The 12,977-nt window shown below is 48.6% G+C and carries 11 protein-coding genes; all 11 read left to right on the top strand.

Annotated features, from left to right (window positions below; all coding sequences use genetic code 11):
• The first annotated feature begins 476 nt into the window (after positions 1-476).
• Positions 477-947 carry a GNAT family N-acetyltransferase gene (locus tag MKY42_RS29790; RefSeq protein ID WP_090903501.1) on the top strand — a complete coding sequence of 157 codons (471 nt, stop codon included), beginning with the start codon at positions 477-479 and terminating at the stop codon, positions 945-947.
• Between the two features lie 192 nt (positions 948-1,139).
• Positions 1,140-2,240: a redox-regulated ATPase YchF gene (gene ychF, locus MKY42_RS29785; RefSeq protein WP_090903502.1), complete on the top strand. Its 1,101-nt coding sequence runs from the start codon at positions 1,140-1,142 to the stop codon at positions 2,238-2,240.
• Positions 2,241-2,841: 601 nt separating this feature from the next.
• Positions 2,842-3,909, top strand: a complete 1,068-nt coding sequence (gene prfA / locus MKY42_RS29780; protein ID WP_090903503.1) for a peptide chain release factor 1 — start codon at positions 2,842-2,844, stop codon at positions 3,907-3,909.
• 25 nt (positions 3,910-3,934) lie between these two features.
• The gene (gene prmC / locus MKY42_RS29775; protein ID WP_339853159.1) at positions 3,935-4,819 is read left to right on the top strand and encodes a peptide chain release factor N(5)-glutamine methyltransferase; all 885 of its coding nucleotides are present in this window, start codon (positions 3,935-3,937) and stop codon (positions 4,817-4,819) included.
• Between the two features lie 85 nt (positions 4,820-4,904).
• Positions 4,905-6,125 (top strand): FtsW/RodA/SpoVE family cell cycle protein, encoded by a 1,221-nt coding sequence (locus MKY42_RS29770; protein ID WP_090903504.1) that lies wholly within the window; start codon positions 4,905-4,907, stop codon positions 6,123-6,125.
• A gap of 215 nt (positions 6,126-6,340) precedes the next feature.
• Positions 6,341-7,561, top strand: coding sequence for an FtsW/RodA/SpoVE family cell cycle protein (locus MKY42_RS29765; protein ID WP_090903505.1), 1,221 nt, complete (start codon positions 6,341-6,343; stop codon positions 7,559-7,561).
• Between the two features lie 620 nt (positions 7,562-8,181).
• Positions 8,182-9,405, top strand: a complete 1,224-nt coding sequence (locus MKY42_RS29760; RefSeq protein WP_339846818.1) for a glycoside hydrolase family 18 protein — start codon at positions 8,182-8,184, stop codon at positions 9,403-9,405.
• 81 nt (positions 9,406-9,486) lie between these two features.
• Positions 9,487-9,741, top strand: a complete 255-nt coding sequence (locus MKY42_RS29755) for a hypothetical protein (RefSeq protein ID WP_339846816.1) — start codon at positions 9,487-9,489, stop codon at positions 9,739-9,741.
• Between the two features lie 292 nt (positions 9,742-10,033).
• Positions 10,034-10,693, top strand: coding sequence for a stage II sporulation protein R (gene spoIIR / locus MKY42_RS29750; protein WP_090903506.1), 660 nt, complete (start codon positions 10,034-10,036; stop codon positions 10,691-10,693).
• Between the two features lie 248 nt (positions 10,694-10,941).
• Entirely contained in the window at positions 10,942-12,135 is a 1,194-nt protein-coding gene (locus tag MKY42_RS29745; protein ID WP_090903507.1) for an L-threonylcarbamoyladenylate synthase, read from the top strand.
• 172 nt (positions 12,136-12,307) lie between these two features.
• Positions 12,308-12,868 carry a manganese efflux pump MntP family protein gene (locus tag MKY42_RS29740; RefSeq protein WP_064641890.1) on the top strand — a complete coding sequence of 187 codons (561 nt, stop codon included), beginning with the start codon at positions 12,308-12,310 and terminating at the stop codon, positions 12,866-12,868.
• Positions 12,869-12,977 lie beyond the last annotated feature (109 nt).

The following is a 12,977-nucleotide window of genomic DNA, read 5'->3' as shown; positions in this document are numbered from 1 at the left end:
AAGTTGTATAGGAATACGTTGGAACAGGGGCTTGAATTGTGGACTGCGCATTAAAATGCGTGTTATAATAAGGTCAGGAAATGTATAAAATGCAAAGAGAGCCGTGATACCAACACGACTCCCCGTTGCAACAGCCGCTTTTAAGGGCGGTTCGGCTCCGGATTTAGAATGAAAGCCTAAAAATAGACCGCTTCCTTTTGCCGAGGGCGGTCTATTTCCGTTTGTTTGTAAGTATCAAGACAACAAGAGTCGCAAATGAAATCATTAGCGTCATCGCTTGGTATACTTCCACGGGGCATCACCTCCCTTCCGAGAGGTTAGCCGAGACCGCCCATATTAGCCTTTCTGTTGCTTCAGTGATTATACCATAATCTTCATTTTGTTGAATAGGATAACAAATTTAGATAGGGCTCTGTTGGTTGGTAAATACATCACCAGAACTGTATACATATTTATGAATGTGGAGGGATACTCTGATGAAACTTACCGCAATGAATCAAGAAGAATATGCAAATTTCCGTGTTCGCTCGATTAAAGATTTTGCAGAAGAGAAAGTGGAGGCGGGTACTTGGGCTGCGGAAGAGGCGCAAGGACTTGCAGAGGCATCCTACGACAGATATTTGCCTGAAGGGCTGAATACACCGGGTGCTTACCTCTATAATTTGGTACATGCCGTTGACGGGAATGTGGGTTATATCTGGTTTAACATTACGGATAACCGCCGTGGAAAAGACGCTTTTTTGCTGGATATTGTGGTCGAAGAAGCCTATCGGGGCAAGGGTTATGGTACAGAGACGATGGAAGCACTTGAAAGGGAAGCCTTGAGTCTTGGCGTGGATCGCATTGGTCTGCATGTGTTTGGACATAATGTGCGGGCGAGCAGCCTGTATCGCAAAATGGGATATGAGGTAACCGATTTGACGATGTACAAGGATATCAAAGGGTAAATCTAAACACGGATAATCTAAGTCAAACGTATGATCTACGCAAAACGAATCATCCTCTGTAACAGGGGATTTCGGAAAGCGGAGGGTGCTCTGGTCGAATTGGCGAAGTTCCTTGATGCCTTGGGGTTTGTCATATATAATGTATAGGATTATCCATACCGAACAAGTAATCAATGAGGAGTTGTCATATACATGGCTTTGAAAGCTGGAATCGTGGGCCTGCCTAACGTTGGTAAATCCACACTGTTTAACGCAATTACACAAGCTGGTGCCGAATCGGCAAACTATCCGTTCTGTACGATTGACCCTAACGTGGGGATCGTTGAAGTACCGGACGAGCGTTTGGACAAATTGACAGAACTCGTTGTACCGAAAAAAACGGTACCAACGGCGTTTGAATTCGTAGATATTGCAGGTCTTGTTCGCGGTGCGAGCAAAGGCGAAGGTCTTGGTAACAAGTTCCTTGCACACATTCGTGAAGTAGATGCCATTGTACATGTGGTGCGCTGCTTTGTAGACGAGAACATCACACACGTCGATGGCAAAATTGATCCGGTAAGCGACATCCAGACGATCAATCTGGAACTGATTCTGGCCGATATCGAGAGTGTCGAGAAAAAAATTGATCGCTCCAAGAAAAACATGAAGGGCGGCAACAAGTCAGCTGCTCAGGAAGTGGAAGTACTGGAGAAAGTGAAGGCTGTTCTGTACGAAGACAAGCCAGCACGCAGCATGGAGCTTACAGACGAAGAACGTCTGATTGTACGCGATCTGCATTTGCTTACCCTGAAGCCTGTTCTGTACGCAGCCAATGTAGCTGAGGACGAAATCGGCGATGTGGCAAACAATGCTTACGTGCAAAAAGTAAGAGAATTCGCCGCTGCTGAAAATGCAGAAGTGGTGCCGATCAGTGCAAAAGTGGAAGAAGAGATCTCGGAGCTTGAAGGCGAAGATAAACAAATGTTCCTGGAAGAGCTCGGTATCGAGGATTCCGGTCTGAACCTGTTGATCAAAGCTGCTTACAAATTGCTGGGTCTGTATACGTACTTCACAGCAGGCGTACAAGAAGTTCGTGCTTGGACAATCCGTAAGGGTACCAAAGCACCTGGCGCAGCGGGTGTCATTCACACCGACTTCGAGCGCGGATTCATTCGGGCAGAGGTTGTTTCCTACGAGGATCTGGTTGCTGCCGGTTCCATGAACGGTGCGAAAGAACGTGGACAACTTCGTCTTGAAGGTAAAGAGTATGTTGTCAATGACGGCGATGTTATGCACTTCCGCTTCAACGTTTAATATCGATAGTCTAGATAAGAAAACATACTTGAATATACGAGTATAGCAGCTCTGTCGTCTTCTATTGAAGATGGCAGGGCTTTTTACATAGGGCAGAATATTCTTCAATAAGCATTCAACAATAAAATTGCTCTATATCCTGTACATCCTACTGGATTGTTTACTCGCTCTGGATATAATAAAAGGAAGAAGGCTCATGGAAGATGAGCTCTTATAGTCCTTTGCAAATCAATCTGGTTGCTTAAAATAAGTAAATCAAAATTTGGATGCAGATGCTGCAAACAGTTGCTATTCAGGAGCATAAGAATATGCTATAATTAAGAGTCGTATACCTATGTTAAATTTCACGCTCGGCTGAATGGGTTGAAGCGGGTTTGATACCGGGTACGCGATTTCTTTTATATAACTTAAACGTAAAGGATTTGATGACGTTGTAGCGATGTTATACGTCGATCATAAAATGAATGTTACGGTCAGGGATTTCTGAGAACTCCGTGCCTTGTGAAATATAAATGGTCTGATGATGCATGAAATGTATGCCTATCGGAATCGAATGAATGTTGAAATGCTGGAACGAAAATAACGCGTGAGGTGACTATACATGTTTGATAAATTACAGGCGTTAGCCGACCGTTACGAGAAACTCAGCGAGCTGCTGTGTGACCCGGATGTAGCAAGTGACAACAAGAAGCTGCGGGAATATTCCAAAGAACAATCGGATCTGCAGCCCACCTATGAAGCATACAATGAGTACAAACAGGTAAGCCAGGATCTCGAAGCTGCGAAAGAAATGCAGGGCGAGAAGCTGGACGACGAGATGCGTGAAATGGTCAAAATGGAAATTGATGAACTGAGCACTCGCCAGAAAGAATTGGACGAACTGATTCGTGTTCTCATGCTGCCAAAAGACCCGAATGATGATAAAAACGTCATCGTTGAAATTCGTGGAGCAGCTGGTGGGGATGAAGCGGCGCTGTTTGCAGCGGATCTCTATCGGATGTATACACGTTATGCCGATACCCAAGGCTGGCGCGTGGAATTGATGGACGTTAACACAAATGATCTGGGCGGCTTCAAAGAGGTAGTATTCCTGATTAATGGACGCGGCGCTTACAGCAAAATGAAATACGAAAGTGGCGCACACCGTGTGCAACGTATTCCTACAACGGAATCGGGCGGCCGGATTCATACGTCTACTTCCACAGTAGCTGTTATGCCTGAAGCCGAAGATTTCGATATCGAAATTCATGATAAAGATATCCGTGTAGATACGTTCTGTTCCAGTGGTGCCGGTGGACAATCGGTTAATACCACGAAATCGGCTGTACGGGTAACTCACGTTCCAACGGGAATTGTGGCTACTTGTCAGGATGGTAAATCCCAGAACTCGAATAAAGAAAAAGCATTGCAAGTTCTGCGTACGCGTATCTTCGATATGATGCGTCAGGAAGAAGAAGCGAAAATTTCGAGTGAACGGAAGAGCAAAGTGGGTACAGGTGACCGCAGTGAGCGGATTCGTACCTATAATTTCCCACAAAGCCGTGTTACGGATCACCGGATCGGATTGACGATGCACAAGCTGGATCAAATCATGAATGGTGAGATTGCTGATATCGTGTCTGCACTGACGATTGCCGAGCAGACGGATATGATGGATAGAGGAGAATAATGCTGTGACCCGCGCGCAGTTTGTCATGACGCCGGAACAGAGTTGTCGGGAAGCCTTCGTTGAGGCTTCCTCTTTTTTGGAGAAGTGCGGCGTGTACGAGCCGCACAACAATGCCCGGCTGCTGCTGGAACATGTACTCGGCCGCGAAGGGGCCGCGTACTATATGATGCAGCCGGAGCCCTTTCCCAGCGAGCTTCGCAGCCGCTGGGAAGACGCCGTCACGCGCAAGGCTGCGGGTGAGCCGGCGCAGTACATCATCGGCAGCCAGGAATTCTATGGGCTGCCGTTCGAGGTCACGCCGGCCGTGCTGATCCCGCGGCCGGAGACCGAGCTGTTGGTCGAGGCTGTGCTGCGCGAAGCCGACCGCGTGTTTCCCGGCGGCGCTCCGCTCGCCGTCGACATTGGCACGGGCAGCGGGGCCATCGCAGTGACGATGGCTGCGCAGCGCCCGCGCTGGCAGGTAGGCGCCGGAGATATCTCGGCGGCTGCCCTGCAAGTGGCCGCGCGCAACGCGGCCGCGAACGGGGTACAGATCGACTTCCGTGAAGGCGATCTGCTGGCCCCGTTCGCAGGGGCACGGGTGGACATCTTGGTGTCCAACCCGCCTTACATCCCGGCGGCAGATATCGCCGGGTTGCAGCCTGAGGTGCGCGACCATGAGCCGCGCACGGCACTGGACGGCGGCCCGGATGGACTGGGGCCGTACCGCATCATGCTGGAGCAGCTGGCGCTGCTGCCTGCACCACCGCAGATCATCGGTTTTGAGCTGGGTCAGGGACAGGCCGGGGACATCGCAGCTCTGCTTGAATCGGCCGGATATTGGCCGGAAATTATCGTCGTGCCAGACCTTGCAGGCATTGAACGGCATGTACTGGGTGTTCGTACTTCGGAACAGGTGACGAAAATGTAAGGTTCCACAGGTTTTCTTTTTGCCGTGAAATCCTCTACAATGAGATATACCGAAGATTGCTGAATGCTTGGAGGAACATAACTACATGCTGCATAAATTCAAAAAAATAGACTATTCGATTGTTTTTATATTGCTCATTCTGATGGCTATTAGTATTTTGTCGATTTATAGTACCACCTTCGGCCGACCGAAGTGGGAGGCTTATCCCCAGAAAGCAGTAATTTTTTACATTATCGGTTTTATTGTGTTTTTCGGAATGTCCATGATTAACTACAAATTGATCATTAAGAATTACCTATACATTTATGGTGTGGGCATGATACTGCTTATTCTTGTTATGTTTATCGGTAAGGAGTACTACGGCGCTCAAGGATGGTTATCCATATTTGGCCTGAGCTTGCAGCCTGCCGAGCTATTCAAACTATGTCTGATTGTCTTTCTGTCAGCACTTCTGGCGAGAAAGAAAAACAGGCCGTTATTTTTTGGACGAGACGTTATCCCCATCTCGCTCTGTGTGCTTCCTCCGTTGCTGCTCGTCTTGCTTCAGAATGACTTGGGGAATGCGCTGAGTTATGTCGTTATCCTGATAGGGCTTCTCTGGATAGGCAATATCAAATTTACGCATGCCCTGATCGGTTTTGTTATAGCGGTGGCCGCTCTGATTGGTGGAACACAAGCCTATATTCATTACCATGATGAAATTGTAAGATTTCTGAAGGACATTGGTCGCTCTCACTGGGCAGATCGTTTCGACCCCTGGCTTGTACCGGATCAGACGTCAAGGGACGTGCTCTGGCAGACCTACAATGCCAAGTTGGCTATAGGCTCTGGAGGTATTAGCGGTAAAGGATACTTGGAAGGTACCACGATTCAGTCGAATCGGGTGCCGCTGGCCTATGCGGATTCGATCTTTGTGCAGATTGGTGAAGAATTTGGTTTTGTTGGAGCATCGGTGCTGCTCCTGCTCTACTTTATTTTGATTCACAGGCTGGTGCTGATTGCACTGGAATGTAAGGATAGGGCAGGACCATATCTGATTGTCGGTATTATAGCGATGCTGCTCTACCAGATCTTTGTCAACATTGGTCCATTCATTGGTCTGATGCCGCTGACAGGGATTACACTGCCGTTTATCAGTTTCGGGGGCACCTCGCTTGTTCTCAACATGCTTAGTATGGGTCTTGTGATGAGTATCAAAGTGCATACAGAAGAGAACGAGGATATTCTCGGTTCCGCAGAACAGCCAAGCATTACGGAGTTGGTATTGAAGCTATTTAGACGCAAATCAACGCAGCAGGAGCAATAGTCTTTATCTAAGGACAGACTCTTTGCGGAGTGAATACGATATAAGTTAACCCTGGAATCAACAGATCGGAGCAAGATGGATCTGTGGGTTTCAGGGTTTTTCGTTGTCTTGTTTGACGGATTTCCAATTTGTCTTCCAATTCTATACAATGGTAATATTGAAGACTACTGGAAATAATTATTGGGTTATTGAGCCTCAGGGGGATACGTGGGAACATGCTGAGAATGCTGAAGAAGATGGACGGGGTTATTCTGTTTGTGTTGCTGCTGCTTATGGTCATGAGTGTATTTACGGTGTACAGTGCGATTCAGTCCGATCCGAAACTTGGAAATCATCATATCAAAACCTTGCTGTTTTACGGGATTGGATTCGTAGCCATCATTGGTATCGGATTAGTCAATTATAAACTGTATATCCAATATGCGTTTTATATTTACGCAGTTGGAATCGTCCTGCTGATTCTTGTCAACTTTGTAGGTGGCACGATTAATAATGCGAATGGCTGGATAAAGATTAGTGAGAGTCTCACTTTTCAACCAGCAGAATTGTTTAAAATGATCTTGATTCTGTTTCTGGCGCATGTATTGGTCAAAAGAAAAAATTCTACGCTTCGTTTCTGGAAAGATATCGTGCCCATCGGGTTATGGACGTTCGTTCCCTTTGCGTTAGTAATGGCTCAAAATGACCTGGGAAACGCCCTCGGATACATCGTGATTCTGGTCGCCGTGTTATGGATAGGGAATATCAAGTGGTCTCATGCATTAATTGCTCTTGCTATTGTGGGGATCACCTTTTTTGGATTCGTCAAAGCATATACGTCGTATCACGATGAGATTTTCACCTTTCTGGAAAAGGCGAACCGTGAGCACTGGGCCGAGCGAATTGATCCTTGGCTTGTACCGGATAAAGCAACGTCGAAAGCTTCCTGGCATACGAAAAATGCGGGTCTGGCCATAGGCTCGGGAGGCATAACAGGCAAAGGTTACATGCAAGGCACATCTGTTCAATCGGGGCGTGTACCGTATACATACTCGGATTCCATTTTTGTGGTCATTGCCGAGGAGTTTGGTTTTGTAGGCGGATCTGTTCTGCTCTTACTGTATTTTATCCTCATTCATCGTATGGTATTAATCGCATTACACTGTAGAGACCGGGCAGGACCTGTGGTGATTGTAGGTATTATCGGGATGCTGTTATATCAGGTGTTTGAAAATATTGGCGCTTTCCTTGGGCTGATGCCGCTTACGGGCATTACGCTGCCGTTTATCAGCTATGGGGGCACCTCGCTGCTCATTAATATGGCATGTATCGGGCTGGTGATGAGTATTAAGTTGTATGGTCAGGAAGACGAGGACGAGCTTCTTATGGGAGAACAGCGACCTACCTTATTAGAACGTTTGTGGAGTATGGTCAAAAAGGAAAAGACAACAGCGTAATCCTGAACTTTGGTATGATTCATCTTTGCTATAGAAATCCAGCTTCCCATTCAGAGGATGTTGGAGTAGGTTATGGAGCAGTAAGTTTTTGGTTTGTTAGTCCGATCTTTGCCTGCGCAGCTAGGCGAAGATCTTTTTTTATTTTTAAAGGCAGTGAGAACTTTGAATTTTAAATGAATGACAAATTTAAATTTTATTGACAAATATTTCAATTCTGTATTATCCTAATTTTAACTATACTCAGAATAAGTCAGCAGTCCTGGAGAATCCTTGTTTTCCTCGTGTCTCTCAGATCAGCATTCGATATTCCATTCTTATCGTCCTGGTTACACTTCTACAAATTCTATTGGTTCCTGTACAGAACATCCAATGGCTTGTTTATTTCTCAATGAAATGAAATCGATTTCACAATTAATTGTAAACGCTTACTTTCTTTTAGTTCTATCTGATTTGAAATGGAGAGGATGAGAAGCCATGTGTTTTAACAAGTTTGGCAGTGCAGCGGCTGTGATCAAGGAAGAGGTGCGTAGTGCGGTACGTGGGCCTCCTGCCGAAGTGGGATGTGGGCGAAGGATCAGGTCGCTGAATGATTAATTTTAAACCCAAAAGGAGAGTTTGAGATGAATAAAAATCGAGTTGTTAAGACCCCTTCGATCGTCAACGTGTTCATGCTCTTGTTTTTATCTTTTGCACTAACCGTTTCAACATTTGCCATCGGACCAGCGAAACAAGCTGACGCAGCTCCTCTTCCAAAGAAAATTATTGCTTATGTGGCTGGTTGGGCCAACTGGACCGCGAATGATATTAAGGCAGAACAGCTCTCTCATATCAATTACTCCTTCGCTCTCATCTCCAACGGCAAAGCAACAATCACAAATTCAGATCGTACCAAACTGCAACTGATGGTAGGATTGAAATCCAGAAACCCTGACCTGAAGGTGTTATTGTCTGTTGGCGGTTGGGGAGCTAATGGTTTTTCAGACGCTGCGCTAACGGACGCCTCACGTACAACCTTTGCCGACAGTATTGTGCAGCTGGTAACCTCCAACAATCTGGATGGCGTCGATCTGGATTGGGAATATCCGACCAACCCTGCGGCCGGAACAACTGCGCGACCGCAGGATAAACAAAACTTCACACAACTGCTCTCGAAGGTTCGTGAGAAGCTGAATGCTCAAGGGCAGATTAATGGCAAGCAATATCTGCTGACCATTGCCGCAGGAGCGAGCAGCAGTTATCTGAATGGTGTGGAGATCAATAATATCACGCCTCTGCTCGATTGGATCAATCTGATGACTTACGATTTTCATGGAACCTGGGATGCAACCACAGGTCATCATACGAATCTGTCCGGAAGAGATATCAGTGTAACGTCCGCGGTCAATCTGTTCAGAAATAGCGGTGTTCCCGCGAATAAACTGGTCATTGGCGGAGCTTTTTACGGCCGGGCCTGGACGGGTGTTCAGAATTCGAACAATGGTCTGGACAGGCCCGCTTCCGGTGGTTTTGAACCCGACTACAACACTATTGTCAGCCAATATTTGAATAAAAACGGGTATACACGGTACTGGGACAGCAGTGCCCAAGCTCCTTATCTGTTTAATGGAAATACCTTTATCTCCTATGATGACCCGCAATCGCTCAGCTTGAAGGTGCAATATGTGAAAAACAGCAATCTGGGTGGCATCATGTTCTGGGAGTACAGCAATGACCGCTCAGGTGCGCTGCTTCAGGCCGTATATTCAGAGGTTACGGGTGGTGGGACGGTGCAGCCTCCAAATCCAAGCGGGTACAACTATCTGGTTGCTCAAGCCAATCAGCAAATCGTCTCTGCCGAAAATTAAGGCAATGACCAGCTTGTCGCCAATCGGACGACCGCAGGAGACTGGGAGCTTTTTGAATGGATTACGAACTCCGATGGAACGGTGTCCCTCAAGTCCAAAATCAATAATAAATATGTCACAGCAGATGTTAATGTGGGTGGTGCCCTGATCGCAAAAGCGACAACCATTCAGCAATGGGAGAAGTTCAATCGTGTGGATTTGGGTGATGGAACAATCGCGCTGCAGGCACTTGCCAATAACTTGTATGTAACCTGTGATCTGAATAATGGCGGTAAGCTTGTAGCGAGCCGCAATTCGGTTGGCGGGGCCTGGGAAGCTTTTCGGGTTAATAAGTAACAGAGAAGCAAGGGCATTCATGCAGCATGCTAATTGGAACATCAAGGGTAGGTTAGAGATTTTAGATTGTTCAAAGAAGTGCCAGCCGACAAGCGTTCCATAGGCAGGCGCTTTTTTGATTTTCGTCAGTTTCATGAGCGAGCTAACAGTCTTTTGTTTTAGGTCTAACCCGCCTATTAAAATTTTAGTAGATTTGTAATCTAGCAGGTTTACTTCCGCCCCTTCCGGGCATACTGATAGACATGAGAGAGTTACAGGGATCATGATTACGGGAGCCGAGGGGGAGAACGGAATGAGCAGAAGAGTCGTGAAACAAATTGGACTTATAATTGTATGTCTTATGATGACTATTATGATGTGGGAAGGTCAGAAAACGGATGCAGCTGTGGCGGCCACAGCGATTCCAGAACAATCCATTCGCTTACGTATTCTCGCAAACTCGGATGCAGCGGGAGATCAGTTGGTCAAACGCGAGATTCGTGACGCCGTCGTTGCCCAAATGAATGAGTGGGTAACCGAACTGGAGAATCCGCAAAGTCTGGAAGAAGCGCGTGGGGTCATTCGTCAGCATCTATCTGAAATTGAGGATCGTGTGGGAGAAGAGCTTGCCAATCGTGGCTTAACCTATTCGTATCAGGTTGAACTCGGAGTGGTTCCGTTTCCAACCAAATTATATGGGGGTACCGTATATCCTGCTGGAGATTATGAGGCAGTACGGATAACACTGGGTAAAGGTGAAGGTCAAAACTGGTGGTGTGTGTTGTTTCCACCATTGTGCTTCATAGATGCAGGAACAGGGGATGCACTGGCGAAGCCTGCAACAGCATCAGCAGCTGCCGCAGAGCCTGGGGACGCACAAGCATCTGTGCAGGCAGCTACACCGGAAGCGCGTTTCTTCCTGTGGGATATGGCGGTCAAATTGTGGGATTGGGTAACGGGATTGTTTGCATAACTGAATGAACATGCTGCTGGATATAAGCTTTATCAGGGGACTTCGATTCAGGGAAGTGCCCTTTTGTTTTATCATAGGCTCGAGTCAAAGATCGCATGATGTTAATCGCTGGGAAGATTCAGACCGCATCCTTGGGCAGAGCAGATATGTTATAATTATAGGAATCAGAAAACATAAGTGAATAAGGCATCGCGGAAGTGTGATGTCTTGCATTAACTACCCTACTGAAGTTTAGGAATGATGGATATATGACAAGAGAGAACAAGCAATTGCATCAGTCTTCCATGAAAGGCATGGAGAACGATGAACGTACAGAGGAAATGGTTACGAGCATGTGGGATGTCAATGTACTGCTAGCCAATGAGAACACGGATGATGTGGCAAAAGGGAGTGCGTATAAACAGGCTCTTGTTTACTTACAGGATGCTGCAGCCTGTCTTCGTCAAGGGCAGACCGTGGCATTCCCAACCGAGACGGTATACGGTCTGGGTGCAGATGCTCGCAGTACAGCTGCGGTGGAAGCTGTATTTGCAGCCAAGGGGCGGCCTTCAGACAATCCGCTGATTGTTCATATTGCACAGCGTGACCAGTTGGATTCGCTGGTCACAGATGTGAATGGCACAGCGGAGGCTCTGATGGCAGCCTTCTGGCCGGGGCCGCTTACGCTTGTGCTGCCGGTTAGGCCAGGGGCGGTATCCCCGCGGGTTACCGCCGGTTTGGACACGGTGGCCGTGCGGATGCCGGATCATCCGGTGGCCTTGCAGTTGATCGCGGCGGCGGAATGCCCGGTCGCCGCGCCGAGCGCCAACCGCTCCGGGCGGCCAAGCCCGACACTCGCCGCACATGTGCGCGAGGATCTGGCAGGCCGCATCGGCGGCATCGTGGACGGCGGCCCCACCGGGGTGGGCGTCGAGTCCACGGTGGTGCAGGTCGGTGACGACGGTACTGTCACCATCCTGCGCCCTGGCGGCATTACGGCGGAACAGCTGTCCGCCGTTGCCGCCCGTGTCGCCACGGACCCGGCGCTGCTCGCCGAGGGGCCCGGTGGCGATGACAGCCCGGCGCCGCGCTCGCCGGGCATGAAGTACACGCACTACGCGCCCGCAGGTGCGCTGTGCGTGGTGGAGGGGCCGCCCGCAGCGGTGGCGGCCTGGATCAGCGCCGCCCTCGCAGAGGCGGCGCAGCGCGGGGAGCGCACCGCGGTGCTGGCGTTCGCCGAGCACGCGGAGCAGTACCGCGCCGATGCCGTGTTCTCGCTGGGCGAAGCCAGCGAGCTGGAGGAAGCAGCGCGCCGGCTGTACGCCGCGCTGCGCAGCTGCGATGAGCAGGGGGCCACATATATTGTGGCTGAAGCCTGCTCGCGCGAAGGGCTGGGAGCAGCCGTCATGAACCGGCTGCTCAAGGCGGCAGGTCACCGACTCATTCAGGTCGGTGACCGATAGCTCCCTTTTTCCATAATATCGCTATGAATATTTCCCTCTGGCACCTGACCTCTAGCCACGACTAGCCAATCATTCTTTGAATGCAGCTATGGAAAACGCCTTCTCAGGTCATGTTTATGTTCTTGTCCGCATATGGTGTACAAGAACCTTTACGTGACTTGGGGGTATGGGGATGTGGGATGTGTCTGCCCATGTAGGGCAGTTGGTAACCATTTTGATTATGGCCGTCGCTCTCGGACTCGACGCGTTCTCACTCGGCATCGGGATTGGTATGAAGGGCATTCGGATGAGAGACGTATTGCGAATCAGTACCGTAACGGCCCTGTTTCACATCATCATGCCGCTCATCGGCATGTACACGGGCAAATACGTCAGCTCCCTGCTTGGTGACATTACGACATATGCAGCTGGCGGTCTGCTGGTCCTGCTCGGCGCCCATATGATCTTGAACGCTTTCCGGGAGGGAGACACCAAACTGGTGGATCATCGATCTCTGCTCGGTGTGATTCTGTTCTCACTGAGTGTCAGTGTGGATTCGTTTTCCGTTGGAGTCTCGCTTGGCATGTTCAGCAGTGATTTGGTGTTAACGGTGCTGGCTTTCGGTGTCTGTGGTGGAGTAATGTCCGTCATGGGTCTGCTGTTGGGACGGCGTGTGAGTCAAAACATGGGGGATTACGGGGAAGCGGTCGGCGGAGCGATCTTGCTCGCTTTTGGACTTTTGTTTATATTTTAAAATACACCGTTAATAATGATTACAGCCTAGTGCAGTCTTCGATATATAGTTATGAGTTTCATTGGTTCAGATGGAGTTTCAAACATGATTCGACAACATTTGCAAAATG

The sequence above is a fragment of the Paenibacillus sp. FSL W7-1088 genome (genome assembly GCF_037969855.1).
In the GTDB taxonomy this organism is placed as follows: domain Bacteria; phylum Bacillota; class Bacilli; order Paenibacillales; family Paenibacillaceae; genus Paenibacillus.
The sequence above is the reverse complement of the archived record's forward strand: the minus strand, read 5'-3'. Positions and strand labels throughout refer to the sequence as shown.

Excerpts from the sequence above, each read along its gene's own strand:
- MKY42_RS29790 (WP_090903501.1), top strand. The coding sequence starts at position 477 with ATGAAACTTACCGCAATGAATCAAGAAGAATATGCAAATTTCCGTGTT.
- ychF (WP_090903502.1), top strand. The coding sequence starts at position 1,140 with ATGGCTTTGAAAGCTGGAATCGTGGGCCTGCCTAACGTTGGTAAATCC.
- prfA (WP_090903503.1), top strand. The coding sequence starts at position 2,842 with ATGTTTGATAAATTACAGGCGTTAGCCGACCGTTACGAGAAACTCAGC.
- prmC (WP_339853159.1), top strand. The coding sequence starts at position 3,935 with ATGACGCCGGAACAGAGTTGTCGGGAAGCCTTCGTTGAGGCTTCCTCT.
- MKY42_RS29770 (WP_090903504.1), top strand. The coding sequence starts at position 4,905 with ATGCTGCATAAATTCAAAAAAATAGACTATTCGATTGTTTTTATATTG.
- MKY42_RS29765 (WP_090903505.1), top strand. The coding sequence starts at position 6,341 with ATGCTGAGAATGCTGAAGAAGATGGACGGGGTTATTCTGTTTGTGTTG.
- MKY42_RS29760 (WP_339846818.1), top strand. The coding sequence starts at position 8,182 with ATGAATAAAAATCGAGTTGTTAAGACCCCTTCGATCGTCAACGTGTTC.
- spoIIR (WP_090903506.1), top strand. The coding sequence starts at position 10,034 with ATGAGCAGAAGAGTCGTGAAACAAATTGGACTTATAATTGTATGTCTT.
- MKY42_RS29745 (WP_090903507.1), top strand. The coding sequence starts at position 10,942 with ATGACAAGAGAGAACAAGCAATTGCATCAGTCTTCCATGAAAGGCATG.
- MKY42_RS29740 (WP_064641890.1), top strand. The coding sequence starts at position 12,308 with ATGTGGGATGTGTCTGCCCATGTAGGGCAGTTGGTAACCATTTTGATT.